Here is a 23,582-nt window from a genome sequence, read left to right as displayed (position 1 = left end):
TCATGAAAGTATTGGTTGTCGGCTCGGGTGGACGTGAACACGCGCTGGCCTGGAAATTGGCCCAGTCGCCCAAGGTGCAGGTGGTGTACGTCGCGCCGGGAAACGGCGGAACCGCGCTCGACAAGCGCCTGCAGAATGTTCCGCTGACCGATCCCGAGGTCATCGCGGCGTTTGCCGAGCGCGAAGGCGTGGCCTTTACCGTGGTCGGCCCCGAGGCCCCGCTGGCCGCCGGCATCGTCGACATCTTCCGCGCCAAGGGGCTGCGCATCTTCGGCCCGACCCAGGCCGCCGCGCAGCTGGAGTCGTCCAAGGATTTCGCCAAGGCCTTCATGCAGCGCCACGGCATTCCCACCGCCGCCTACCAGACCTTCGCCGACGCCGCCCAGGCGCACGCCTACATCGACGCGCAGGGCGCGCCGATCGTGATCAAGGCCGACGGCCTGGCCGCGGGCAAGGGCGTGGTGGTGGCGATGACGCTGGAAGAAGCGCACCAGGCCGTCGACATGATGCTGGAGGGCAACAAGCTGGGCGACGCCGGCGCGCGCGTGGTGATCGAAGAGTTCCTGGAAGGCGAGGAAGCCAGCTTTATCGTGCTGGTAGACGGCAAGAACGTGCTGGCGCTGGCCACCAGCCAGGACCACAAGCGCCTGCTCGACGCCGACGCCGGCCCCAACACCGGCGGCATGGGCGCGTACTCGCCGGCGCCGGTGGTCACGCCGGCGCTGCATGCGCGCGCGCTGCGCGAGATCATCCTGCCGACGGTGCGCGGCATGGAAAAGGACGGCATCCCGTACACCGGCTTCCTGTACGCCGGCCTGATGATCGACCAGGATGGCAACCCCAAGACGCTGGAATTCAACTGCCGCATGGGCGATCCGGAAACCCAGCCGATCCTGGCGCGCCTGAAGACCGACCTGGTCGACGTGATGGAAGCCGCCGTCTCGGGCAAGCTCGACAGCATCGAGCTGGACTGGGACCGGCGCACCGCGCTGGGCGTGGTGATGGCCGCCCACGGCTATCCCGACGACCCGCGCAAGGGCGATGCCATCACCGGCATCCCCGCCGAAACCGACGACAGCGTGACCTTCCACGCCGGCACCACGCTCAAGGACGGCACCCTGCTGACCTCGGGCGGGCGCGTGCTGTGCGTGGTCGGCCTGGCCGACACCGTCAAGGCCGCGCAGCGCGCCGCCTATGCCGCGGTCGAGCAGATCCGCTTCGACGGCATGCAGTACCGCACCGACATCGGCTACCGCGCCATCAAGCGCTGACGCGCCGCCCGCGGCGGCCGTGGCGACCGCTTCCGGCGACCAACAGGCCGCCCAGCCGGTACAATCGTGACAATGCTGTGACGCAACCGGCAGCCGACTGGCTGCCGGCGTGCCATCCGGCCGGTCCATTCGTCGGTTTATCCGATTCAGCCCACCATGATCGATTCCCAGGCAGTCCGTGCCTATCTGCTCGGTCTGCAAGACCGCATCACCGATGCCATCGGTGCCATCGACGGCCAGCCGTTCCTGACCGACGCCTGGGAGAAACCGCCCACCGAACGCCTGCGCGGCAGCGGCCGCACCCGCATCCTCGAAGGCGGCGCGGTGATGGAGCGCGCCGGCGTGGGCTTCTCGCATGTCAGCGGCGACACCCTGCCGCCGTCGGCCACGGCCAACCGGCCGGAACTGGCCGGGCGTAGCTTCGAAGCCATGGGCGTGTCGCTGGTGTTCCATCCGCGCAATCCCCATGTGCCGACGGTGCATATGAACGTGCGCTGCTTCCTCGCGCTCAAGCCGGGGGCGGAGCCGGTCTGGTGGTTCGGCGGCGGCATGGACCTGACGCCCTACTACGGCAACGCCGGCGACTGCAGCCACTTCCACCGCACCTGCCAGCAGGCGCTGGCGCCGTTCGGCGACGAACTGTATCCGCGCTTCAAGCAGTGGTGCGACGAGTATTTCTTCCTGAAGCACCGCAACGAAGCGCGCGGCGTCGGCGGCATCTTCTTCGACGACTTCTCCGCGCTCGGCTTCGAGCGCAGCTTCGCCATGATGCAGGCGGTCGGCGACGCCTTCCTGGAGGCCTACCTGCCGATCCTGCAGTCGCGCAAGGACACCCCCTACGGCGAGCGCGAACGCGCCTTCCAGGCCTACCGGCGCGGGCGCTACGTCGAGTTCAACCTGGTGTTCGACCGCGGCACGCTGTTCGGCCTCCAATCGGGCGGACGAGCCGAATCCATCCTGATGTCGATGCCGCCGCTGGCGGCCTGGCGCTATGACTGGCAACCGGAGCCGGGCAGCCCCGAAGCGGCGCTGTACACCGATTTCCTGCCGGCGCGCGACTGGGCCTGACGGCTGACCCATGGCCCATCCCGCAAAATCCAGCAAGCCCGGCGCCGCCCGCCCCTACCGCCTGGGTATCCTGGGCGGCACCTTCGATCCGCCCCATGTCGGCCACCTGGCGCTGGCGCGGCTGTGCATCGACCATCTCGGGCTGGACGAGCTGGTGTGGATTCCCACCGGCCAGTCTTGGCAGAAGGGTGACGACGTGACCCCGGCCGCCGACCGCCTGGCGATGACCGAGCTGGCCGCCGCCGCGCTCGGCGACAGTGGCGCCAGGGTCCGCGTCAGCCGCATGGAAGTGGACCGCGCCGGCCCCAGCTACACCATCGACACGGTGCGCCAGCTGCGCGACGAATACGGTCCCGAGGCCTCGCTGTGCTGGCTGATGGGTGCCGACCAGCTGCTGCGCCTGCACACCTGGCATGGCTGGCAGGAACTGTTCGCGCACGTGCACTTGTGCACCGCGACACGGCCGCGCTTTGCGCTGGAGGCGCTGGAGGGTCCGGTGCTGGCCGCGCTGGCCGAGCGCCAGGCCGACACGCACCTGATACAATGCACGCCCTCCGGCCGGATGTGGATCGACCAGACGCTCGCCGTCGACCTCTCTTCCACCCATCTGCGCCAGCGGCTGGCGGCCGGCCAGCCGGCAGATGACCAACTGCCGCCCGGCGTGGCACACTACATTGCCAGCCACGGGCTGTACCGCAACGCCCCGGCCCGGGCCTGACCAGGGTCGCACCGACCCCGGCGCCCACCCCCAAACCGATCTGAGCTGAACAAGAAGACACCCATGGATATTCGTAAACTGCAACGCGCCATCGTCGACGGCCTCGAGGATGTCAAAGCGCAGGACATCAAGGTGTACGACACCAGCCACCTGACGGAACTGTTCGACCGGGTGGTGATTGCCAGCGGGACATCCAACCGGCAGACCAAGGCGCTGGCAGCGTCGGTGCGGGATACGGTGAAGGAAGCGGGCGGCCATATCGTGGCGGTCGAGGGCCTGGAAACCGGCGAATGGGTGCTGGTCGACTGCGGCGACGCCGTGGTCCACATCCTGCAGCCGCAGCTGCGGCTGTACTACAACCTGGAAGAGATCTGGGGCGACAAGCCGGTGCGGATGAAGCTGGCCAGCGGTGCGCGCAGCCTGGCCAAGGCCAGCGAGCCGATCGACGAAGACGAAGATGAGAACGAGGTCCCGGTGCGCACCGTGCGCCGTGCCAGCAACCTGCGTCCGGCGCTGGCGCGCCTGCCCGAAGGCATGAAGGAGCCGTCGCCGCCGATGGGCCACGAGGACACCGACGCGGACGCCATCGCCACCATCCGCAAGCCGGCCCGCAAGACCGCCACCAAGACCACGGCCAGCAAGACCGCCGGCACCCGCGCCGCCGCGCCGCGCAAGACCGCCGCCGGCACTACCGCACGCAAGACCGCGACCAAGACGGCCACCAAGACGGCAACCAAGACCGCTGCAAAGAAGGCACCCGCCAAGACCGCCGCGGCCAAGCCGGCCGCGCGCAAGCGCGCCACTCGCTCGGCCTGAGTCCGGTGCGCGGCCGTCGGGCGTCAGTCCGGCGGCCGCACTGCCCTTGCCCACCCCATCGCCTGCCCCATGCAACTGGTGATCGTCGCCGTCGGCCACAAGATGCCCGGCTGGATCGAAACCGGCTTCAGCGAGTACGCCAAGCGCATGCCGCCCGAGCTGCGCATCGAGCTGCGCGAGGTCAAGCCCGAGACCCGCTCGTCTAGCAATAACGCCGCCACCGTGATGCAGCGCGAAGCCGCGCGCATCGAGACGGTGCTGGGCAGCCTGTCGAAGCAATGCCGCATCGTCGCGCTGGACGAGCGCGGCCGCGACTTCACCACGGTGCAACTGGCCGCGCAGCTGACTGACTGGCAGCGCGAGGGCGGCGACGTGGCCTTCCTGATCGGCGGCGCCGACGGGCTCGATCCCGCGCTCAAGGCCCGCGCCAGCACGCTGATCCGGCTCTCCAGCCTGACCCTGCCGCACGGCATGGTACGCGTGCTGCTGGCCGAGCAGCTGTACCGCGCGTGGTCCGTCACGCAGAACCACCCCTACCATCGGGCCTGATTCCACTGAATTCAGGCCATCGCCGGAAGGCCCCTGCCGCGATGCCCGACACCCTGCACGCCCCCCTGCACGACTACCTCTACCTCGCCTCGCAAAGCCCGCGCCGGCGCGAGCTGCTGACCCAGCTCGGCGTGCGCTACGAACTGCTGCTGGCCGACGACGACGAAGACGCCGAAGCGCTCGAAGCCGTGCTGCCCGGCGAGAGCCCCGACGACTATGTCCAGCGCGTGTGCGCGCTCAAGGCCGAGGCCGCGCTGCGCCGCCGCGAACGCCGCGCGCTGCCCGATGCGCCGGTGCTGACCTCGGACACCACGGTCTGCCTCGGCGGCCGCATCCTTGGCAAACCCGCCGACGGCGCCGACGCCGCGGCCATGCTGGGCGCGCTGGCGGGCACCACCCACCGCGTGCTGACCGCGGTGACGGTGGTGTCGGCCACCGGCATGCGCCATGCGCTGTCGGTGTCGGAGGTCACCTTCCGCCCGCTGCAGCCCGCCGAGATCGAGCGCTATGTCGCCAGCGGCGAGCCGCTGGGCAAGGCCGGTGCCTATGGCATCCAGGGCCGCGCGGCCGAGTTCGTGGCGCGGATTGCAGGCAGCTATTCAGGTATCATGGGCTTGCCCTTGTTTGAGACGGCCGCGTTACTTCGCGAGGCTCGCCTGCGCTTCTGAGCAGCGGCCTCCGTGCCCAGACAAGACCCGGCCCCGCGCCGGGCCACCCTCTAAAGCCGGGCCAGCCGGCGACGCGTTTCACCCGCTATGACTGAAGACATACTCGTCAACATCACGCCCCAGGAGACCCGCGTCGCCATCGTGCAGCAGGCCGCGGTCCAGGAACTGCATGTCGAACGCACGCTCACGCGCGGGCTGGTCGGCAACATCTACCTGGGCAAGGTGGTGCGCGTGCTGCCCGGCATGCAGTCGGCCTTTATCGACATCGGCCTGGAGCGCGCCGCCTTCCTGCACGTGGCCGACATCTGGCACCCGCGCGACCCGGACCGCAACAACACCACCCCGCAGCTCGCCATCGAGAAGACCCTGTTCGAGGGCCAGGCGCTGATGGTGCAGGTGATCAAGGACCCGATCGGCACCAAGGGCGCGCGGCTGTCGACCCAGGTCAGCATCGCCGGGCGCACGCTGGTGTACCTGCCGCAGGACCCGCATATCGGCATCTCGCAGCGCATCGAGGGCGAGATCGACCGCGAGGCGCTGCGCAGCCGCGTGCAGGGGCTGGTGCCCGCCGACGAGCGCGGCGGCTTTATCGTGCGCACCATCGCCGAGGAAGCGACCGACGAGGAACTCGGCAACGATATCGCCTACCTGCGCAAGATCTGGGGCGCGATCCGCCAGAACGCCACCACCCTGCCCGCGCCCAGCCTGCTCTACCAGGACCTGAACCTGGCCCAGCGCGTGCTGCGCGACTTCATCAACGACGCCACCGGCGTGATCCAGATCGACTCGCGCGAGAACTACCAGATGCTGCTGGAGTTCGCCAAGGAATACACGCCGGCGGTGCTGCCGCGGCTGTCGCACTACACCGGCGAGCGGCCGATCTTCGACCTGTTCAATATCGACGCCGAGATCGAGAAGGCGCTGTCGCGCCGGGTCGACCTGAAGTCGGGCGGCTACCTGATGATCGACCAGACCGAGGCGATGACGACCATCGACGTCAACACCGGCGGCTACGTGGGCGCGCGCAACTTCGACGACACCATCTTCAAGACCAACCTGGAGGCGGCCCACACCATCGCGCGCCAGCTGCGGCTGCGCAACCTCGGCGGCATCATCATCATCGACTTCATCGACATGGAGAACGCCGAGCACCGCGACGCGGTGCTGTCCGAGCTCAAGCGCGCGCTGTCGCGCGACCGCACCCGCATCACCGTCAACAGCTTCTCGCAGCTGGGCCTGGTCGAGATGACGCGCAAGCGCACGCGCGAATCGCTGGCGCATGTGCTGTGCGAACAATGCCCGGTGTGCCAGGGCAAGGGCCAGGTCAAGACCCCGCGCACGGTCTGCTACGACATCCTGCGCGAGATCATGCGCGAATCGCGCCAGTTCAACCCGCGCGAGTTCCGCATCCTGGCCTCGCAGGAAGTGATCGACCTGTTCCTGGAAGAGGAAAGCCAGCACCTGGCGATGCTGGGCGACTTCATCGGCAAGCCGATTTCGCTGCAGGTGGAATCGACCTTCCACCAGGAGCAGTACGACATCATCCTGATGTGAAGCGGCCGGCGCGCTTTTTTCGCCGCGTTTTCCGCCACCATAAAGCAAGACAGCCCGCCAACTGGCGGGCTGTCTTGCTTTACGGCCGGATCACCACGTGCGGGCTGATCACCAGCGCCGGTTCGGGCTGGTAATACACCGGCGGGGGCGGCGGCGCCTGGTACACGACCGGGCGGTCCTTGCACTTGCGCTCTTCCTTGTACTCGCCGTTGCCCTTCCACTTGCGCTTGATCTTGCAGTTGCCGACCCAGAATTCTTCCTTGTAGTCGTCGCCCTTGTAGTAGCGGCCATGGTGCCGCCCGTAGTAGCGGTCGTCGTCGTCCCAGTCGTCGTCGGCATGGGCGGTGGCACAGAAGGCGCCGAGGAGCACGGGCAGGACCACGAGGGATACCAGGAGACGGGGCTTCATGTCGGAACGGGCAAGAACTGATTGGGGCGAGGCTAGCACGCGCGCGCGCACTGCAGTGTTTCAAGCTGTTTAATTACGTAACCGCGAACGTAACTGCGAACCTAAGCGCGAACGTAAGCGCGACGCATCGACAACGCTTGTCCGATGGCTGGCGCACGCGCGATTCCGGACTCGGTAATGGCCCTAGCCCACTTCCGTTTGCCATCCGCTATAACTAAACGAAGGCAGTCAGCGGCCTGCGCAAGCAGGCCGCGCCCGGTTGTCCGCGCCAGCTGTTCCGGTGCGGCACGGCCGGTCGGCAAGCAAGGAGTCCGGCATGAACGCCACGAACCATGGGGCCTGTGTGCTGGCCCTCCTGTTGTCGGTCGCGTGCGCGCCATTGCCGATCGCCAGGCGCGCGCCGGCGCCGCCGCCCCAGGCCAGGGTCGAAGTCCCCGAGGCGCCCAAGGAGCGCGCCACGCCGATCGCGCCCAAGGTCATCAACATTGCCGCGGCCTGCAAGCGCACCGAGGAAGACGGCTTCCGCGAAGACGCGCTGATGGACGTCACCGCCAACGAGGTGCGCGCGCTGAAATGGAAGCTGTGGGTATCGCGGCGCGGCAGTTGCGAATTCAACCTGGTGCAGTTCCGCCAGGTCCGCGCGACCCCGCATATCGAGCTGCAGGCGATCGACGGCAGCCAGTGCAAGCTGCTGGTCTGGCAGGATCCGCGCCGCGTCACGCTGGCGCATAACCGCTGCGAGAAGTACTGCACGCCCGGCATCTACGAGCAGGCGTGGCCGGTGCTGTTCGATCCCAAGAGCGGTGCCTGCGCCGAAGTGCGCTGAGCGAAGTACGCTGAACCGCGCGGCGCCGCTACTTCGCCTTCGGCACCCGGCCCATCAGGTAGAACTCGTCGTTCGGGCGCATGCCGATGGTATTGGCCATGCGGTTGGACAGCCCGAAGAACGCCGTGATCGCGGCAATATCCCAGGCATCCTCGTCGGAAAATCCGTGTGCGCGCAGCGCGTCGAAATCGGCCTCGCCGACTTCATGCGAAGCGGTGCAGACCTTCATGGCGAAGTCGAGCATGGCGCGCTGGCGCGGCGGGATGTCGGCCTTCAGGTAGTTCACCGCGACCTGGTCCGCGACCAGCGGCTTCTTCTCGTAGATGCGCAGGATCGCGCCATGCGCCACCACGCAGTACAGGCACTGATTGGCGGCGGACGTGGCCACCACGATCATCTCGCGCTCGCCCTTGGTCAGGCCGCCGTCCTTCAGCATCAGCGCATCGTGATAGGCAAAGAAGGCGCGGAACTCGTCGGGACGGTGCGCCAGCGCCAGGAACACGTTGGGAACGAAGCCGGCTTTCTCCTGGACTTCCAGGATGCGCGCGCGGATATCGTCGGGGAGCTCGGCCAGCGGCGGGATGGCGTAGCGGCTGATCGGGAATGCCGTGTCTGACATGGTGGTCTCCGGTTGGAATTGGCGTCATCGTCGTGAGGCTTCTGCCACCAATACTACCGGATCGCGCGCAAGCCGGCGGACCGCATGTCGCCCATGCATCGCACGGACAGATGCCGGCCGGATCAGGCATACTACGCACCTTCCGAACCAGGCGGGCCCCTGACCGCGCTACTGTTCCCGATGAAACGCATTCTCATCGTCAAGCTGACCTCGCTCGGCGACATGGTGTTCACCCAGCCGCTGGTGGCTGACCTGCAGCGCGCCTTTCCCGGCGTCAAGATCGACTGGATCGCCGACTCCTACTGCGCCGACGTGCCGCGCTGGAACCCCAATATCGATCGCGTGATCGCCGCGCCGCTGCGCGGCTTCAAGAAAAAGCGCAGCTGGGCCGGCCTGCGCGAGATCTTCGCTGCCCTGCGCGCCTTGCGCCGTGAAAAATACGATGCGGTGCTGGACGTCCACGGCGTCTACAAGAGCGCCATCGTCACCTTCCTCGCCCGCACGCGCCGTCGATATGGCCTGCCGGTCCAGGAACTGGGCGAGAGCGGCGCGCGCTTCGCCTACAACCATGTATTCCAGCCCTTCGTGGAAGAGGATTGCGCGCGCAACCGCATGCGCCGCGCCGTCAGCCGCGCGCTCGGCTACGAAATGACCCGCGAGATGGAATACGGCCTGAAAATGCCGGCCGACACGCCCGCTGCCGCCGCCAGGGGCCCGTACGCAATGCTGTTCCACGCCACTTCGAGCGAGGAAAAGAAGTGGCCGGTGGCCGACTGGATCAGCGTCGGCAGCGCCATCTCGGCGCGCGGCCTGCGCGTGCTGGTGCCCTGGGGCAATGACGCCGAGCGCCTGGAAGCCGAGACCATCGCCGCCAGCGTGCCCGGCGCCGAGGTGATGCCGCGCCTGAGCATCACCGGCGTGGCGCAGATGGTGGGCAAGGCGTCGCTGGTGGTCGGCATGGACACCGGCTTCGTGCATATTGCCGATGCGCTGCGCCGGCCGACGGTGATCCTGTTCACCACCACCTCGCGCCACCTGTACGGCGTCGATGCGCCGGGCCGAGCGGTGTCGCTGGGCGGCGGCGGCGTGGTGCCGCAACGCGCCGAGGTGCTGGCAGCCATCGACGAAGTGATGCCGCGGGTCGCTTCCACCAACTGAACACTCCAGCACGGAAACAAAAAGGGCCGGCGCAGACGCGCCGGCCCTTTTGCTTGATGCGCCCGCCGCCTACTGGCTGGCGAACTGGATCCGGTGCAGTCCGGCGTACAGTCCGTTGGCCGCGAGCAGCTGCGCGTGGGTGCCGGTCTCGGCGACGCGGCCGTGGTCGAGCACGGCGATGCGGTCGGCATTCTCGATGGTCGACAGCCGGTGCGCGATCACCAGCGTGGTGCGGCCCTTCATCAGTTCCTCCAGCGCCGCCTGCACCTGCCGCTCCGATTCCGAGTCCAGCGCCGAGGTGGCCTCGTCCAGGATCAGGATCGGCGCATCCTTGTACAGCGCGCGCGCGATCGCCAGGCGCTGGCGCTGGCCGCCGGACAGCTTCATGCCGTTGTCGCCGATATTGGTCTGCACGCCCTCCGGCAGACCCTTCACAGTTTCAGTCAGGTAGGCCGCCGCCAGCGCACGCTCGACGCGGGCCATGTCGATCTCGCTGCCGGGCTGCGCGCCATAGGCCACATTGGCCGCGACCGTGTCGTTGAACAGCACCACGTCCTGGCTGACAAAGGCGATCTGGTTGCGCAGGTCCTTCAGCGCCAGCTCGGTCAGCGGCACGCCGTCGAGCAGGATGCGCCCCGAAGTCGGATCGAAGAAGCGCGGCACCAGGTTGACCAGCGTGGTCTTGCCGCTCCCTGACGGGCCCACCAGCGCCACCACCTCGCCCGGGCTGACGCGCAGGTCGATGCCCTCCAGCGCGGCGCGCGGCGCCTCGCCATAGCGGAAGCCGACCTGTTCGAAGGCCAGTTCGCCTCGGGCGCGCGCGAGCGGCTTGCCGCCATCCTGCGGCTCGACCGGCTCGTCGATCAGCCGGAAGATCATCTCGGCGGCGGTGATGCCGCGCGTCAGCGGCTGGTTGATGTCGGTCAGGTGCTTGAGCGGCGAGATCAGCAGCAGCATCGCCATCACGAAGCCGGTAAAGCCGCCCACCGTGGTCTGGTTGGCCTGCGCCTGCACCATCGCGATGGTGATGATCACCGACAGCGCCAGCGCCGCCAGGAACGCCGTGACCGGCTGGTTCAGCCCGCCCGCGACCGCCATGCGCATCGAGTAATTCTTGAGCCGCTCGGCCACGGTACGGAAGCGCCGCAGTTCATAGGCCTCGCCGCCATGCAGCTTGACCACCTTGTAGCCGCCCACGGCCTCTTCGACCACATAGGCGGCATTGTTGGTATAGGTCTGGTGATCGCGATTGAGCTTGCGCAGCCGGCGGTTGATCTTGGACATCAGGTAGCCGATCACCGGCAGGATCACCGCGACGATCAGCGTCAGGCGCCAGTTGGTATAGAACAGGTAGATCAGCAGCGCGACCACGGTCAGCGAATCGCGCACCAGCGTGATGAACACGCTGGTCAGGATCTGCAGCACCTGGTTGACCTCGAAGATCACCGCATTGATCAGCGACGCGGCGGTATTGCGGTGGTAGAACGATGCCGGCGCCTGCAGCAGGCGCTCGAACATCTGCAGCCGCATCTTCAGCAGCACGCGGTTCGAGATCAGGTTAAGCAGGTAGCCCGAGGCAAACTGCGCCACGCCGCGGATCAGCGCCACGCCGGTCAGGATCGCCGGCACATGCCACAGCGTGCCGGCGTAGTCGCCGCCGAAGCCCTTGTCGAGCAGGTCGTTGACGACCTTGGGGATCACCCCTTCGCTGGCGGCCACCACCGCCATCGCAAGGATGGCGCCGATAAAGATGCGCAGCTCGGGGCGCAGGTAAGACCAGAGCCGGCTGGCCATGCTGGACGGCACGGCGGCACCTGGCGAGATGGGCGGTTTGGATGTGGTCACTGGGTTTTCTTCTGGGTGATGGCGGCGTTGCGGCACCAGGGCGCGGCGCTAGCCCGGCCGCTTCTGGCGCGCGACGCGCAAAAAGGGCCTGACGAAGACCTGGAACAGGAAGCGCTGGTAGACATAGCGGCGCAGATAATAGCCGACACTGCGGCGCGCCTTGTCGGTGGCGTCGAGGTCGGCGCGGTGCGTTTCCAGCGACGAGGCCTCGGCCAGCTCGGTCAGGCCGATGCAATACGGGACCACGGCACGGACCGACACCAGCCCGCGCCGCTCGAACGCGGACCAGTAGTCGGCGGCGCACCAGGTCGGCTGCAACCCCGCCACCAGCCGCTCTGCGGCGGCACGGGTGACGACATAGCCATGCGCGCGCCACCATTCGCCATAGCGCCGGACCAGCTTGCGGCGCTGGCCGAGCGGCCTGATGCCCCAGCGGGTGAACTTGTCGACATGCGACAGCAGCACGACCTCCGGGCGGCTTGGGTCCAGCTGCGACGCCAGCGCATCGAGCACCGCCGGCACGTCATCGCCCAGCAATGCATCGTCTTCCAGCACCAGCGCCAGGCTGGCGCCGTCCTCGAGCATCTTGCGGTAGACCCCCAGATGGCTCAGCGCGCAGCCGATCTCGCCGCGGCTCATCGGCCGGTAGCTGGTGCTGGCGGCCTCCGCGTCGTAGCGGCGCGCGAGCTCGTCCTCGGGCAGCGCGCGTCCGTTCACCGCGGCAAAAACCTGGAACGGCACACCCAGGCGCGTCAGCTGGCTGGCGATGCGCTGGCGGCGGTCCCCGGCGCTTTCGAGATTGATCACATAGGCGCCGATCATGCCGCAACCGTCCGTGCATGCTGGCCGATCCGGCGTGAAAGGAAGATCGATGCAGCGGCGATCGATGCGGCACATGCCACCAGGGATAAAACCGTTTCCATCCCTGTGAATCGGGACCAATGTGCTCGTGTCATCAATTTGGCAACTGAGATTGGGGCTTCGGCGCGCGCGGCGCGCACCGGCAAATCGAAGGCAGGCGGCCGCGGGGCCACTGCGCCGGTGCGGTAGAATACGCGCTCTTCCATCAGCGCCCGGCTGGCGGCGACGCCGGCGGCTGGCCGGCCTGGCCCGGACGGGGCGCGCCCCTACGTTCCATGAAAGTCTCCGCCGTCATCATTACCAGGAATGAAGCTCACAATATCGGGCCATGCCTTGAAAGCGTGTCCTGGTGCGAAGAGGCGATTATAGTGGATTGGGCCAGCACGGACGACACGGTGGCGCTCGCGCGTGCCGCCGGCGCCACCGTGATCCAGACCGACGACTGGCCCGGCTTCGGCCCGCAGAAAAACCGCGCGGTCCAGGCCGCCAGCGGCGACTGGATCCTCAGCCTGGACGCCGATGAACGCGTCACCCCCGCGCTGCGCGACGAAATCCTGAACCAACTGCAGCAGAGCGACGCCCGCGCGCTGGCGCTGCCGCGCCTGTCCGCTTTCTGCGGCACCTTCGTGCGCCATGCCGGCTGGTATCCGGACTACGTCACCCGGGTGTTCCGCAAGGGCCGCGGCCGCTTCACCGACGACCTGGTGCACGAACACCTGAAGGTGGACGACCCGGTCACGCGGCTGCGCGAGCCGCTGATCCACTACAGCTACCGCTCGCTGTCCGACGTGCTGCGCAAGATCGACAGCTACTCCAGCGCCGGCGCGCAGCAGGCCTATGCCCGCGGCAAGCGCAGCTCGGTCGCGTCGGCGGCGGGCCACGGCCTGTGGGCGTTCGTGCGCACCTACCTGCTCAAGCGCGGCTTCCTCGACGGCGGCGCCGGCTTCGGCGTCGCGCTGATGAATGCGCAGGCCAGCTACTACAAGTACGCCAAGCTGGCGCAGCTGCACGCCGCGGCCGAAAACAAGGCCGCCGGCTGAAGCGCCCGACGCGGCTGCGCGCCGTCCCACCCTTACCTTCTCGATCGATGAAAGTTGGCATCTCCTGCAATCGCTTCGGCGCCGGCGGCGGCCTGGAGCGCTACGCGCTCGACATCAGCCGGGCCATGGCGAAGCGCGCCGGTACCGAAGTCTCGGTCTACGCGCGCCGCTTCGACGCCGGCGTGGCGGCTTCCGCCGGCGTTGCCGCGCATCGGATCGTGGTGTCGTGGCTGCCGGGCAAGCTGCGCGACCGCTATTTCTCGTGGCGGCTGCAGGAACTGCGCGATGCCGGCGAAGTGCTGATCGGCTGCAACCGCGTGCGCGGTTCCGATCTCGCCATCTGCGGCGGCACCCATCGCGGCTATCTCGCCGCGCGCGGCACGCCGGCGCGGCGCTCGGACCAGTGGCAGATCGATCTCGAAAGCGCGCAATATGCCGGCGCGCACCGCGTGGTGGCGCATTCCGCGCTGATGCGGCGCGAAGTGATCGAGCTGTACGGCATTGCGCCCGAGCGCGTCGAGCTGGTCTACCCGCCGGTCGACACGCAGCGCTTCACGCCGGTCGATGACGGTGCGCGCGCGGCGCTGCGGCGCGAATTCGGCTTCGGCGACGAAGAGATCGTGTTCCTGTTCCCGTCGTCGGGCCATGCGCGCAAGGGCTTCGATCTGCTCGCCGATTATTTCTCGCGCTCGGACCTGCCGATCACGCTGGCGGTGGCCGGGCGCCCGGTCGGGCGCACCATCGCGCGCGTGCGCGAACTGGGCTACAGCAGCCGCATCGACGCGCTCTACCGCGCCGCCGATTTCACCATCCTGGCGTCGGGCTATGAGCCGTTCGGGCTGGTGGGGGTGGAATCGGTGCTGTGCGGCACGCCGCTGGTGTTTGCCGACAATATCGCCTGCCTGGAAGTGATCCGGCCGCAGGCGGTGCATGCGTTCTCGCGCGAACGCAGCGAGACCCTGGACCATGCCATCCGCGCCGCGGTGGCGTCGGTGCGCAGCGGCCAGGCGCGGCTGGCGAACCCGCTGGCGCTGCTCGACTACGATCCGGATATCGAGGTCCATGTCGACACCCTGCTGCGGCTTGCTTCCGACGCACGCGCCGCCCGGCGCGCCGCCTGAAGCGGCGTCGGCCGGCAAATCAGGCGAGTTTATTCGTACACAGTGCTGACGGCGTCCGCCGACAGCACCTGGCGCAGCGCGGTCAGCGCCTCGTCGGAAGGCACCACCTGCCAGTCGGGGCCGAGCATGGCTTCGCAGCTGGCCGACTTCGCCTCGTAGCGGATCCGCACCGGCAGGCCCTGCGCGCCGCTGGCACGCGCGAGGTGGGGCATCAGCAGCTCGCGCAGCATGCCGGTCGAGGAATTGCCGTTCATCGACAGCCGCACCGCGCTGGCAAACCGCACCCGCGCGGCAACCAGGTCCATCACAGATTCGGCGGTAAAGCGAACGCCGCCGGTGAAGGTATCGTGGCGCGCATTGCCGGTGGCGATCAGCAGTTCGTCCTCGCGGAACATCTGCCGGTTGGAGTCGAATACCTCGTTGAACACGGTCATCTCGACCAGGCCGGTGCCGTCGTCGAGCGTGACGATCAGCATCTTGCCGCGCTGGGTCATTTGCGTGCGCATGCCGCTGATCACGCCGGCAATGGTCTTGCCGCGCACGTCGCGGCCGAAGCCGCCGCCGTTGCCCTGCACTTCCTTTTCCAGTCCGGCCAGCGTGCCCTTGTTGAAGCGGCGCACCTCGTCGCGGTAGGCGTCGAACAGGTGGCCCGAGAAGTAGTAGCCGAGCGCCTGCTTTTCTTCCTGCAGCGTGCGCTTGGGGCTCCAGCGCGGCTCGTCGAGCAGCTCCGGCCGGTGCGCGTCGCCGGCGTCGCCCATCAGGTCGAACAGCGACACCTGGTTGGCCGATTCGGCCTTCTGCTCGGCGGCTTCCATCGCGATCGGCACCGACGCGAGCAGCTGCGCGCGGTTGTCGTTGAGGCTGTCGAAGGCGCCGGCGCGGATCAGCGCCTCGATGGTGCGGCGATTGACCTGGCGGCGGTCGACCCGCTCGCAGAAATCGAACAGGTCGGTGAACGGCCGCTCCTCGCGCGCGCGCAGGATGTCTTCGATCGCGCCCTGCCCGCTGCCCTTGATGCCGCCCAGGCCGTAGCGGATGGTCTTCGGGTCGGTCGGCGCGAAGCGGTATTCGCTGGCGTTGACGTCCGGCGGCAGCACCGCGATCTTGTTGAGCTTGCAGTCCTCGTAGAGGATCTTGACCTTGTCGGTGTCGTCCATGGCCAGCGACATGTTGGCTGCCATGAATTCGGCCGGATGGTGGGCCTTGAGCCACGCGGTGTAGTACGCCAGCAGCGCGTAGGCGGCGGCGTGCGACTTGTTGAAGCCGTAGCCCGCGAACTTCTCCATCAGGTCGAAGATGTCGTCGGCCTGCTGCGCGGACAGCCCGTTCTTGTCGGCGCCCTCGCGGAACATGACGCGGTGCTGCGCCATTTCCTCGGGCTTCTTCTTGCCCATCGCGCGGCGCAGCAGGTCGGCGCCGCCGAGCGAGTAGCCGCCGATGATCTGCGCCATCTGCATCACCTGCTCCTGGTAGACCATGATGCCGTAGGTCTCTTTCAGGACGGGCTCGACGCGCGGGTCGGGATACTCGACCTTCTCGCGGCCGTGCTTGCGCGCGCAGAAGCTGGGGATCAGGTCCATCGGGCCGGGACGGTACAGCGCCACCAGCGCGATGATGTCCTCGAAGCGGTCAGGCTTGGCATCCTTGAGCATGCCTTGCATGCCGCGGCTTTCCAGCTGGAACACGGCGACCGTGTTGGCAGTCTTGAGGATGTCGAAGGCGGGGCCGTCGTCGAGCGGGATATGGCTGCAGTTCCAGTCGGCCTTGCTCGGGTCCAGGCGGCGGATATAGCGCTCGGCCCAGTCCAGGATGGTCAGCGTGGTCAGGCCCAAAAAGTCGAACTTGACCAGGCCGGCGGCCTCCACGTCGTCCTTGTCGTACTGGCTGACCACGCCGCTCATGCCGTCGTTCTGCGCGCCCTGCGTGTACAACGGGCAGAAATCGGTCAACCTGCCCGGCGCGATCAGCACGCCGCCGGCGTGCATGCCGACGTTGCGGGTCATGCCCTCGACGCGCTGCGCCAGCTCCAGCAGCTGGCGCACTTCTTCCTCGTTGCGCTCGCGCTCGGTCAGCAGCGGCTCTTCCTTCTTGGCCTCTTCGATGGTGACCAGCTTGCCGGGCTTGAACGGGATCAGCTTGGCGATGCCATCGACAAAGCCGTAGCCGAGGTCGAGCACGCGGCCCACGTCGCGCACCGCGGCCTTGGCCGCCATGGTGCCGAAGGTGGCGATCTGCGACACCGCGTCCTTGCCGTACTTCTCCTTCACGTAGGTGATCACGCGATCGCGGCCGTGCTGGCAGAAGTCGATGTCGAAGTCGGGCATCGACACCCGTTCCGGGTTCAGGAAACGCTCGAACAGCAGCGCGTACTTGAGCGGGTCGAGGTCGGTAATGCCGAGCGCATACGCCACCAGCGAACCGGCACCCGAGCCGCGGCCCGGGCCCACCGGCACGCCGTTGTTCTTGGCCCAGTTGATAAAGTCCGCCACGATCAGGAAGTAGCCGGGGAAGCCCATCTTGATGATGGTGCCGGTCTCGAACTCCAGCCGCGCGTAGTATTCCGGGCGCCTGGCCTCGCGCACCGCCTCGTCGGGGAACAGCACCGCCAGGCGCTTCTCCAGGCCTTCCTTGGCCATGAACACGAGGTAGTCGTCGAGCGACATGCCGTCCGGCGTCGGGAACAGCGGCAGGCGCGGCTTGCCCAGTTCCAGCGTCAGGTTGCAGCGGCGCGCGATCTCGACCGCGTTCTCCAGCGCCGACGGGATGTCGGCGAACAGCGCGCACATCTCGTCCTGGGTCTTGAAGTACTGGTCGGTGGTGAAGCGCCGGGTGCGGCGCGGATTGGCCAGCAGCTCGCCCTCGGCAATGCACACGCGCGCCTCGTGCGCGGTGTAGTCGTCCGGCGTCATGAACTGCACCGGATGCGTCGCCACCACCGGCAGCTGCAGTGCCGCCGCCAGCTGCACCGCCTGCTGCACGTAGGCGTCGGTGCCGGCATGGCCGGCGCGCTGCAGCTCGATGTAGAAGCGCTGCGGGAACACCGCGGCCCAGTGCTGCGCGGCGCGGCGCGCGCCGTCGGCATTGCCGTTGGCGAGCGCCATGCCGATATCGCCGCCCATCGCGCCCGACAGCGCGATCAGGCCGGTGGCCAGCGGCATGTCGTCCTCGCCCGGCTCCAGGAACCACGACGGATCGATCTCGGCGCGGCCGCGATGCTGGTTGCCCAGCCACGCGCGCGACAGCAGCATGCACAGGTTCAGGTAGCCGCGCCGGTCCTGCACCAGCAGCAGCAGGCGCGCGGGCTTGTCGCGGTCCTCGGCGTTGGTCAGCCAGACGTCGGCGCCGACCACCGGCTTCACGCCCTTGCCGCGCGCTTCCTTGTAGTAGCGGATCAGGCCGAAGGCGTTGGCAAGGTCCGTCAGGGCGAGCGCGCCCATGCCATCGGCGGCGGCGGCCTTGACGGCATCATCGAGGCGGACTATGCCGTCAACGATGGAGTATTCGGAATGCAGGCGGAGGTGTACGAAGCGGGGTGCAGACATGGGCGACATTGTACCGGCTCGGCCCGCCCGCATGCCGCCAATGTTGCGTGCCACGAAAGCCGGCGCGCCCGCGCGCATAGCTGATCGGCGCGCTGGGGAATGCGACGCGCCAGGCGTGCGCGCACGCTATAATTTCGCCTTTCCAATCAGGCAGTTATCGCAGGCTGTCGGCGCCCCCCGGGACGCCGCGGCGGCGGCGCAGGATTCCATGCAGATCGTCAATATTTCCGCTTACAAGTTTGTCTCGCTGGACGACATCGAGACCCTGCGCCCGGCCATGCGCGAGCGCTGCGAGGCGGCGGGCCTGAAGGGCACGATCCTGCTCGCGCCGGAAGGCATCAACCTGTTCCTGGCCGGCCCGCGCGCAGCGATCGACGGCTTCATGGCTTGGCTGCATGCCGATGCGCGCTTTGCCGATATCGCGCCCAAGGAAAGCCTGTCGGACCACCAGCCCTTCAAGCGCATGCTGGTGCGCGCCAAGAAGGAAATCATCACCATGAAGATGCCGCTGATCCGCCCCGAGGCGGGCCGCGCGCCGTCGGTGCGGCCGGTGGACCTGAAGCGCTGGCTGGACCAGGGGCACGACGACGAAGGCCGTCCGGTGGTGATGCTCGATACGCGCAATGATTTCGAGGTGGCGGTCGGCACCTTCGACAACGCGGTCGAGTACGACATCGCCAAGTTCAGCGAATTTCCCGACGCCGTCGCCGCGCACAAGGCCGAGCTGGAAGGCAAGACCGTGGTCTCGTTCTGCACCGGCGGCATCCGCTGCGAGAAGGCCGCGATCCATATGCAGGAAGTCGGCATCGAGCGCGTCTACCAGCTCGAGGGTGGCATCCTGAAGTACTTCGAGGAGGTCGGCGGCAGCCACTATCGCGGCGACTGCTTCGTCTTCGACTACCGCACCGCGCTGAACCCCAGCCTGGAACCGGCCGGGCCCAAGCAGTGCTTTGCCTGCCGCGCCGTGGTCACGCCCGAGCAGCAGCAAAGCCCGCACTATGTGGTCGGCAAGAACTGCCCGCACTGCATCGGCGGCAAGGACCGGGCCGCCGCCTGAGGGCTTTCCGCCCGCGCGGCTCAGGCCGCCAGCAGGTGGTAGAGGTTGCGCAGCATGCCGGCGGTGGCGCCCCAGATAAAGCGCTGGCCGCCGTTCTCGCGCGGATAGGGCATGGCGTAGAACATGCGTTCGCCGTCGACCCAGCGGAACAGGCGCCGCTGATGGTGCGACGGGTCCATCAGGAAGGCCAGCGGCACTTCGAACACGTCGGCCACTTCCGAAGCGTCGGGGCGCAGCGTGAAACCGTCGCGCACCAGCCCAACCACCGGGCTCACATGGAAGCCGGTGCCGGTGATGTAGTCCGGCAGCGCGCCCAGCACCTCGACATAGTCGCGCGCCAGCCCCACTTCCTCTTCGGTCTCGCGCAGCGCGGTGTCGATGCGGTTGACGTCCCACGATTCCTGCCGCCCGCCGGGAAAGCTGATCTGCCCGGCATGCGCGCTGAGGTTGGCATTGCGCTGCGTCAGCAGCACCGTCAGGCCATCGCTGCGCTCGACCAGCGGCACCAGCACCGCGGCATCGCGCAGCCCGCGGCTGCGATCGTAGACCCGCGATTCGTCGGTCAGCTCGGGCGCCCATGCCGGCGGCGCCTGGAAGCGGTGCCGGATAAAGTCGACCTGCAGGCGCGGCGCGCTCAGCGCGCTGTTGCGCAGGTCGGTATCGATGACGGGAAGGGTTTCGGGATCGAAGGCGGGACGCATAACATCGCAAGTATGACAGAAGCGCGCCATCTGGCGCCGCAGCAAAGCTGGCGCGGCAGGACCTGCGCGGCCATGCAAAAAGGGCACCCTGGGGTGCCCTTCCTGAGGAAACGCTGGCCGGGTCGCCCCTGCCGGCACGTCCGGCTTACTCCGCGGCCTTGGCAGCGGCGGCAGCCTTCGACACCAGCTTTTCCTTGATACGTGCGGACTTGCCCGAACGCTGGCGCAGGTAGTACAGCTTGGCGCGACGCACGTCGCCGCGGCGCTTCACTTCGATGCCGGCGATCAGCGGCGAGTACAGCTGGAACGTACGCTCCACGCCTTCACCCGACGAGATCTTGCGCACGATGAAGGACGAGTTCAGGCCGCGGTTGCGCTTGGCAATCACGACGCCTTCGTAGGCCTGCACGCGCTTGCGGTTACCTTCGACCACGTTGACGCTGACGACGACGGTGTCGCCGGGCGCGAATGCGGGGATGGTCTTGTTCGCGGTCAGGCGCGCGATCTCTTCCTTCTCGATCTGTTCGATGAGGTTCATCGTTTTTTCTCCGTAACCATCGTGCCGGCGTTGTATGCCCCAGGATGTCCCGGGCCCCGGCAGAGGATGGGGTTTTACCTGGCGGGAGTTTCCCCCCGCCCTTCCTTCGCCGCCCATTCCGACAGGAATTTCTCGTCGGCGCGGGTCAGCAAACCTTGTGCGCGCGCCGCCTCGATCAGGTCGGGGCGCTTGCGTGCGGTATTGGCCAGCGCCTGCTGGCGCCGCCATTTTTCAATCTCGGCATGATGGCCCCCGAGCAGGATGTCGGGAACCCGCACGCCTTCATATTCTTCCGGCCGGGTGTAGTGCGGGCAATCCAGCAGGCCGTTGACAAAGCTGTCCTGCACCGCCGACTGCGCATCGCCCAGCACGCCGGGCAGGTGGCGCACCACCGCGTCGATCAGCGCCATCGCCGGCAGTTCGCCGCCCGACAGCACGAAATCGCCGAGGCTGACTTCCTCGTCCACGCGGCGGTCGATCAGCCTCTGGTCGATCGCCTCGTACCTGCCGCACAGCAACACCAGGCCCGGCCGCTGCGCCAGCTCCATGACCTTGGCATGGGTCAGCGTCTGGCCCTGCGGCGACATCAGCACCACATGCGGCCTCGGCACGCCGGCCTGCGCCTGCGCCGCCACCGCGGCATCGATGGCATCGTCCAGCGGCTTGGCCAGCATCACCATGCCGGGACCGCCGCCATAGGGCCGGTCATCGATGGTGCGGTAGTTGTCGACGGTGAAATCGCGCGGATTCCAGCTGCGCAACGCATACCGCTGTTGCTTGGCTGCCCGGCTGGTAATACCCCAGTCGGTCAGCGCGCGAAACATTTCGGGAAACAGCGTGATCACGTCGAACTGCATCCGCTCTCTCCCTTCATTGATTCGCACCTGCGCAGCCACTGCTCAGTAATCGAGCCCCCAGTCCACCACGATGCGCTTGCCCGCGGTATCCACCGTGCGCAGGAACGCGTCGACAAATGGAATCAGCCGTTCGCCGGCCTTGCCGTCGGGCTGCACGAAGGCAACCTGCAGGATCTGGTGGGCACCGTTGTCGATCAGCCCGGACACCTCGCCCAGCAACTCGCCTTGCTCGTTGCTGACGCTGCAGCCGATCAGGTCGACCCAGTAGAACTCATCTTCTTCCGGCGCCGGAAAATCCGCGCGCCGGATCCACACGCGACGGCCACGCAGCGCTTCCGCAAGATTGCGGTCGGCCACGCCGGCAGCCTGCGCCACCACGGTGCCGCTGTGCTCGCGCGACTGCGCGATCTTCACGCAGAGGGGCTCGGCCTGCGCAGCGCCGGCCGCCACCAGCCCCGCCTGCGGCGGGCTCAGCAGCCACCAGCGGCGGGCATGCAGCAGCGCCGACGCATCGTCGGCATGCGGCTGGACCTTGATCCAGCCACGGATGCCATAGGCAGCGCTGACATAGCCGACTTCCACCAGGTCTGCGGGCAGCGGATCGGCATACAGCAGCGCCGCGGGCAGCCTGAGCGCCTTGGCGGGCTCGGCCTGCGGCCGGTTCAGCGGCGGTTTCGACGGCCGCTGGTCGCCCTGCTTTCGCTCAGTCACGTGTGCGCGTGTTCCAATGCAAACGCGCCCCGCCGGTTACGGCAGGGCGCGTTGCAAGAAGGCAATCAGGCAGCAGCCTTGGCGCCTTGCTTGACCAGGCGGGCAACGGTCGGCGACAGCTGCGCGCCGACGCCTTGCCAGTAGGCCAGGCGGTCTTGCGACAGGCGCAGGCCTTCTTCACCTTCGGCTGCCAGCGGGTTGTAGAAACCAACGCGCTCAATGAAACGACCATCGCGACGGTTGCGCGAGTCGGTGGCGACGATGTTGAAGAACGGGCGCTTCTTGCTGCCGCCGCGAGCCAGACGGATAACGACCATGGAATGATTCCTCAGAAAACGGGGTGTTCAAGGGCGTTCGAACACGAAACGCAAGAGTATAGCCCAATTCCCGAGGCCAAACAAACACTTAGGTGGTTGACGCGTGAACGCGGCGCAGGCATCGTGGCAAAAACCGCGACAGGAGGCCATACATGCGCCCCGCTCTGCACTTCATGGTCGGCATGGTACCGCGTACGCTGCTGGCGCTGACGGTACTGATGGTACTGGCGACGAGCCAGTCCGCGCTGGCCGCGCTGCCGCTGGACCAGCTGCGCCTGCCGCCCGGCTTCCGCATCGAGGTGCTGACCGACGACGTGCCGGGCGCGCGCGCCATGGCGATGTCGCCGTCAGGCACGCTCTTCGTGGGATCGCGCAGCGAAAAGGTCTATGCGGTCAGCGATGCGCTCGGCACGCGCCCGCGGGTGCGCACCATCGCCACCGGCTTGCGCAATCCGCTCGGCGTGGCCTTCCATGACGGCAGCCTGTACGCGTCCTCGGTCTCCAGGATCGTGCGGCTCGACCAGATCGAGTCGCGCCTGGACCAGCCGCCCGCGCCCAGGGTGGTGAGCGACCGCTTCCCGTCCGACAGCCACCACGGCGGCAAATTCATCGGCTTCGGCCCGGATGGCTACCTGTACGTCGCCACCGGCGCCCCGTGCAATGTGTGCGAGCCCGACGAAACCCGCTATGCCAACATCGTCCGGATGAAGCCCGACGGCAGCGGCCTGCAGGTGGTCGCGCGCGGCGTGCGCAACACCGTCGGCTTCGACTGGCATCCCGCCACGCGCGAACTGTGGTTCACCGACAACGGCCGTGACCGCATGGGCGACGACGTGCCCGACGACGAACTGAACCGCGTCACCGCGCCCGGCCAGCATTTTGGCTACCCCTACTGCCACGCCGGCAACGTCGCCGACCCGGAATACGGCGGCAAGCGCCCGTGCTCCGAATTCGTGCCGCCGGTGGCGCGCCTGGGCGCGCATGTCGCCGCGCTGGGCATGCGCTTCTACACCGGCACGCAGTTTCCGCCGGACTACCGCAACAACGTCCTGATCGCCCAACACGGCAGCTGGGACCGCAGCGAGCCTTCCGGCTACCGCGTGGTGCGCGTGGTGCTGGACGGCGCCGGCAAGGCCGTGCGCCAGGAGGTGTTCGCGCAGGGCTGGCTGCGCGGCGGCAGGGCCTGGGGCCGTCCCGCCGATGTCCTGGTCGCGCCGGACGGTTCGCTGCTGGTCAGCGACGACCACGCAGGGGCGATTTACCGCATCCGCTACCAGCCCTGAATCCGGCTGAAACCCCCGCCCGGCGCGGCTTTGTGCAGGCGAAACAATCCGTT

General features: G+C 67.8%; 24 protein-coding genes. 13 read left to right on the top strand and 11 right to left on the bottom strand.

From position 1 onward, the window contains the following. Positions 1 to 2: 2 nt before the first annotated feature. From purD to rng, 7 genes are all read left to right on the top strand, one after another. Positions 3 to 1,271 carry a phosphoribosylamine--glycine ligase gene (gene purD / locus A2G96_RS05325; RefSeq protein WP_062797413.1) on the top strand — a complete coding sequence of 423 codons (1,269 nt, stop codon included), beginning with the start codon at positions 3 to 5 and terminating at the stop codon, positions 1,269 to 1,271. Between the two features lie 156 nt (positions 1,272 to 1,427). Beyond that, positions 1,428 to 2,339 (top strand): oxygen-dependent coproporphyrinogen oxidase, encoded by a 912-nt coding sequence (gene hemF, locus A2G96_RS05320; RefSeq protein WP_062797412.1) that lies wholly within the window; start codon positions 1,428 to 1,430, stop codon positions 2,337 to 2,339. Between the two features lie 10 nt (positions 2,340 to 2,349). Next, complete coding sequence (locus tag A2G96_RS05315) at positions 2,350 to 3,057, top strand: nicotinate-nucleotide adenylyltransferase (protein WP_062797411.1); 708 nt, start codon at positions 2,350 to 2,352, stop codon at positions 3,055 to 3,057. A 63-nt stretch (positions 3,058 to 3,120) separates the two neighbouring features. Beyond that, positions 3,121 to 3,873 carry a ribosome silencing factor gene (gene rsfS / locus A2G96_RS05310; protein WP_062797410.1) on the top strand — a complete coding sequence of 251 codons (753 nt, stop codon included), beginning with the start codon at positions 3,121 to 3,123 and terminating at the stop codon, positions 3,871 to 3,873. A gap of 69 nt (positions 3,874 to 3,942) precedes the next feature. Beyond that, complete coding sequence (rlmH, locus tag A2G96_RS05305; protein WP_022533932.1) at positions 3,943 to 4,422, top strand: 23S rRNA (pseudouridine(1915)-N(3))-methyltransferase RlmH; 480 nt, start codon at positions 3,943 to 3,945, stop codon at positions 4,420 to 4,422. 41 nt (positions 4,423 to 4,463) lie between these two features. Next, the gene (locus tag A2G96_RS05300) at positions 4,464 to 5,090 is read left to right on the top strand and encodes a Maf family protein (RefSeq protein WP_062797409.1); all 627 of its coding nucleotides are present in this window, start codon (positions 4,464 to 4,466) and stop codon (positions 5,088 to 5,090) included. A gap of 87 nt (positions 5,091 to 5,177) precedes the next feature. Continuing rightward, the gene (gene rng, locus A2G96_RS05295; protein WP_062797408.1) at positions 5,178 to 6,644 is read left to right on the top strand and encodes a ribonuclease G; all 1,467 of its coding nucleotides are present in this window, start codon (positions 5,178 to 5,180) and stop codon (positions 6,642 to 6,644) included. Between the two features lie 79 nt (positions 6,645 to 6,723). On the opposite strand, the gene A2G96_RS05290 is transcribed toward rng, so the two are convergent. Next, entirely contained in the window at positions 6,724 to 7,053 is a 330-nt protein-coding gene (locus tag A2G96_RS05290; RefSeq protein ID WP_062797406.1) for a hypothetical protein, read from the bottom strand. A gap of 316 nt (positions 7,054 to 7,369) precedes the next feature. Here A2G96_RS05290 and A2G96_RS05285 point away from each other — a divergent pair, with 316 nt between their 5' ends. After that, positions 7,370 to 7,879 carry a hypothetical protein gene (locus A2G96_RS05285; protein WP_062797404.1) on the top strand — a complete coding sequence of 170 codons (510 nt, stop codon included), beginning with the start codon at positions 7,370 to 7,372 and terminating at the stop codon, positions 7,877 to 7,879. A 28-nt stretch (positions 7,880 to 7,907) separates the two neighbouring features. Here A2G96_RS05285 and A2G96_RS05280 read toward each other — a convergent pair whose 3' ends face one another. Further along, positions 7,908 to 8,498, bottom strand: a complete 591-nt coding sequence (locus A2G96_RS05280; protein WP_062797402.1) for a peroxidase-related enzyme — start codon at positions 8,496 to 8,498, stop codon at positions 7,908 to 7,910. A gap of 180 nt (positions 8,499 to 8,678) precedes the next feature. Between A2G96_RS05280 and waaC the strand changes: the two genes are divergently transcribed. Then, on the top strand, positions 8,679 to 9,656 hold the full coding sequence (gene waaC / locus A2G96_RS05275; RefSeq protein ID WP_062797400.1) for a lipopolysaccharide heptosyltransferase I: 978 nt from the start codon (positions 8,679 to 8,681) through the stop codon (positions 9,654 to 9,656). Between the two features lie 69 nt (positions 9,657 to 9,725). Here the strand turns inward: waaC and msbA are convergent, their stop codons facing one another. From msbA to A2G96_RS33050, 3 genes are all read right to left on the bottom strand, one after another. Further along, the gene (gene msbA, locus A2G96_RS05270; RefSeq protein ID WP_174549309.1) at positions 9,726 to 11,450 is read right to left on the bottom strand and encodes a lipid A export permease/ATP-binding protein MsbA; all 1,725 of its coding nucleotides are present in this window, start codon (positions 11,448 to 11,450) and stop codon (positions 9,726 to 9,728) included. Positions 11,451 to 11,549: 99 nt separating this feature from the next. Next, positions 11,550 to 12,323 carry a glycosyltransferase family 25 protein gene (locus tag A2G96_RS05265; protein WP_062802073.1) on the bottom strand — a complete coding sequence of 258 codons (774 nt, stop codon included), beginning with the start codon at positions 12,321 to 12,323 and terminating at the stop codon, positions 11,550 to 11,552. After that, complete coding sequence (locus A2G96_RS33050) at positions 12,320 to 12,568, bottom strand: hypothetical protein (RefSeq protein ID WP_150124056.1); 249 nt, start codon at positions 12,566 to 12,568, stop codon at positions 12,320 to 12,322. The genes A2G96_RS05265 and A2G96_RS33050 overlap by 4 nt, the downstream gene beginning before the upstream one ends. 69 nt (positions 12,569 to 12,637) lie before the next feature. Between A2G96_RS33050 and A2G96_RS05260 the strand changes: the two genes are divergently transcribed. Together A2G96_RS05260 and A2G96_RS05255 are read left to right on the top strand one after the other, a co-directional pair. After that, positions 12,638 to 13,402 (top strand): glycosyltransferase family 2 protein, encoded by a 765-nt coding sequence (locus tag A2G96_RS05260; protein WP_062797396.1) that lies wholly within the window; start codon positions 12,638 to 12,640, stop codon positions 13,400 to 13,402. A gap of 47 nt (positions 13,403 to 13,449) precedes the next feature. After that, the gene (locus tag A2G96_RS05255; RefSeq protein WP_062797394.1) at positions 13,450 to 14,523 is read left to right on the top strand and encodes a glycosyltransferase family 4 protein; all 1,074 of its coding nucleotides are present in this window, start codon (positions 13,450 to 13,452) and stop codon (positions 14,521 to 14,523) included. A gap of 29 nt (positions 14,524 to 14,552) precedes the next feature. Here A2G96_RS05255 and dnaE read toward each other — a convergent pair whose 3' ends face one another. Further along, positions 14,553 to 18,065: a DNA polymerase III subunit alpha gene (gene dnaE, locus A2G96_RS05250; protein ID WP_062802072.1), complete on the bottom strand. Its 3,513-nt coding sequence runs from the start codon at positions 18,063 to 18,065 to the stop codon at positions 14,553 to 14,555. Between the two features lie 208 nt (positions 18,066 to 18,273). Here dnaE and A2G96_RS05245 point away from each other — a divergent pair, with 208 nt between their 5' ends. Then, positions 18,274 to 19,122, top strand: coding sequence for a sulfurtransferase (locus A2G96_RS05245; protein WP_062797392.1), 849 nt, complete (start codon positions 18,274 to 18,276; stop codon positions 19,120 to 19,122). 20 nt (positions 19,123 to 19,142) lie between these two features. On the opposite strand, the gene A2G96_RS05240 is transcribed toward A2G96_RS05245, so the two are convergent. From A2G96_RS05240 to rpsP, 5 genes are all read right to left on the bottom strand, one after another. After that, positions 19,143 to 19,823 (bottom strand): CoA pyrophosphatase, encoded by a 681-nt coding sequence (locus tag A2G96_RS05240; protein WP_062797390.1) that lies wholly within the window; start codon positions 19,821 to 19,823, stop codon positions 19,143 to 19,145. 145 nt (positions 19,824 to 19,968) lie between these two features. Continuing rightward, positions 19,969 to 20,361 carry a 50S ribosomal protein L19 gene (gene rplS / locus A2G96_RS05235; RefSeq protein ID WP_012352117.1) on the bottom strand — a complete coding sequence of 131 codons (393 nt, stop codon included), beginning with the start codon at positions 20,359 to 20,361 and terminating at the stop codon, positions 19,969 to 19,971. Positions 20,362 to 20,435: 74 nt separating this feature from the next. Continuing rightward, positions 20,436 to 21,218 carry a tRNA (guanosine(37)-N1)-methyltransferase TrmD gene (trmD, locus tag A2G96_RS05230; RefSeq protein ID WP_062797388.1) on the bottom strand — a complete coding sequence of 261 codons (783 nt, stop codon included), beginning with the start codon at positions 21,216 to 21,218 and terminating at the stop codon, positions 20,436 to 20,438. Between the two features lie 42 nt (positions 21,219 to 21,260). Continuing rightward, positions 21,261 to 21,884 (bottom strand): ribosome maturation factor RimM, encoded by a 624-nt coding sequence (rimM, locus tag A2G96_RS05225; protein WP_062802071.1) that lies wholly within the window; start codon positions 21,882 to 21,884, stop codon positions 21,261 to 21,263. Positions 21,885 to 21,994: 110 nt separating this feature from the next. Next, on the bottom strand, positions 21,995 to 22,246 hold the full coding sequence (gene rpsP, locus A2G96_RS05220; protein ID WP_018007036.1) for a 30S ribosomal protein S16: 252 nt from the start codon (positions 22,244 to 22,246) through the stop codon (positions 21,995 to 21,997). Positions 22,247 to 22,398: 152 nt separating this feature from the next. Between rpsP and A2G96_RS05215 the strand changes: the two genes are divergently transcribed. Next, a complete protein-coding gene (locus tag A2G96_RS05215; protein WP_062797385.1) occupies positions 22,399 to 23,529 on the top strand; it encodes a PQQ-dependent sugar dehydrogenase in 1,131 nt (376 codons plus the stop codon). Positions 23,530 to 23,582: the final 53 nt, after the last annotated feature.

This window comes from Cupriavidus nantongensis (assembly GCF_001598055.1).
In the GTDB taxonomy this organism is placed as follows: Bacteria; Pseudomonadota; Gammaproteobacteria; order Burkholderiales; family Burkholderiaceae; genus Cupriavidus; species Cupriavidus nantongensis.
Note: the sequence above shows the minus strand (reverse complement) of the source record. Positions and strands in the feature narration are given on the sequence as shown.

What these genes read in the sequence shown, in the direction of transcription:
- trmD (WP_062797388.1), bottom strand. Translation starts at nt 21,218, where the DNA reads ATGCAGTTCGACGTGATCACGCTGTTTCCCGAAATGTTTCGCGCGCTG.
- rplS (WP_012352117.1), bottom strand. Translation starts at nt 20,361, where the DNA reads ATGAACCTCATCGAACAGATCGAGAAGGAAGAGATCGCGCGCCTGACC.
- A2G96_RS33050 (WP_150124056.1), bottom strand. Translation starts at nt 12,568, where the DNA reads ATGGAAGAGCGCGTATTCTACCGCACCGGCGCAGTGGCCCCGCGGCCG.
- A2G96_RS05255 (WP_062797394.1), top strand. Translation starts at nt 13,450, where the DNA reads ATGAAAGTTGGCATCTCCTGCAATCGCTTCGGCGCCGGCGGCGGCCTG.
- A2G96_RS05300 (WP_062797409.1), top strand. Translation starts at nt 4,464, where the DNA reads ATGCCCGACACCCTGCACGCCCCCCTGCACGACTACCTCTACCTCGCC.
- A2G96_RS05265 (WP_062802073.1), bottom strand. Translation starts at nt 12,323, where the DNA reads ATGATCGGCGCCTATGTGATCAATCTCGAAAGCGCCGGGGACCGCCGC.
- purD (WP_062797413.1), top strand. Translation starts at nt 3, where the DNA reads ATGAAAGTATTGGTTGTCGGCTCGGGTGGACGTGAACACGCGCTGGCC.
- A2G96_RS05315 (WP_062797411.1), top strand. Translation starts at nt 2,350, where the DNA reads ATGGCCCATCCCGCAAAATCCAGCAAGCCCGGCGCCGCCCGCCCCTAC.
- A2G96_RS05280 (WP_062797402.1), bottom strand. Translation starts at nt 8,498, where the DNA reads ATGTCAGACACGGCATTCCCGATCAGCCGCTACGCCATCCCGCCGCTG.
- waaC (WP_062797400.1), top strand. Translation starts at nt 8,679, where the DNA reads ATGAAACGCATTCTCATCGTCAAGCTGACCTCGCTCGGCGACATGGTG.
- msbA (WP_174549309.1), bottom strand. Translation starts at nt 11,450, where the DNA reads ATGGCCAGCCGGCTCTGGTCTTACCTGCGCCCCGAGCTGCGCATCTTT.
- rsfS (WP_062797410.1), top strand. Translation starts at nt 3,121, where the DNA reads ATGGATATTCGTAAACTGCAACGCGCCATCGTCGACGGCCTCGAGGAT.
- A2G96_RS05290 (WP_062797406.1), bottom strand. Translation starts at nt 7,053, where the DNA reads ATGAAGCCCCGTCTCCTGGTATCCCTCGTGGTCCTGCCCGTGCTCCTC.
- A2G96_RS05285 (WP_062797404.1), top strand. Translation starts at nt 7,370, where the DNA reads ATGAACGCCACGAACCATGGGGCCTGTGTGCTGGCCCTCCTGTTGTCG.
- rpsP (WP_018007036.1), bottom strand. Translation starts at nt 22,246, where the DNA reads ATGGTCGTTATCCGTCTGGCTCGCGGCGGCAGCAAGAAGCGCCCGTTC.
- A2G96_RS05215 (WP_062797385.1), top strand. Translation starts at nt 22,399, where the DNA reads ATGCGCCCCGCTCTGCACTTCATGGTCGGCATGGTACCGCGTACGCTG.
- hemF (WP_062797412.1), top strand. Translation starts at nt 1,428, where the DNA reads ATGATCGATTCCCAGGCAGTCCGTGCCTATCTGCTCGGTCTGCAAGAC.
- rlmH (WP_022533932.1), top strand. Translation starts at nt 3,943, where the DNA reads ATGCAACTGGTGATCGTCGCCGTCGGCCACAAGATGCCCGGCTGGATC.
- A2G96_RS05245 (WP_062797392.1), top strand. Translation starts at nt 18,274, where the DNA reads ATGCAGATCGTCAATATTTCCGCTTACAAGTTTGTCTCGCTGGACGAC.
- A2G96_RS05260 (WP_062797396.1), top strand. Translation starts at nt 12,638, where the DNA reads ATGAAAGTCTCCGCCGTCATCATTACCAGGAATGAAGCTCACAATATC.
- rng (WP_062797408.1), top strand. Translation starts at nt 5,178, where the DNA reads ATGACTGAAGACATACTCGTCAACATCACGCCCCAGGAGACCCGCGTC.
- A2G96_RS05240 (WP_062797390.1), bottom strand. Translation starts at nt 19,823, where the DNA reads ATGCGTCCCGCCTTCGATCCCGAAACCCTTCCCGTCATCGATACCGAC.
- dnaE (WP_062802072.1), bottom strand. Translation starts at nt 18,065, where the DNA reads ATGTCTGCACCCCGCTTCGTACACCTCCGCCTGCATTCCGAATACTCC.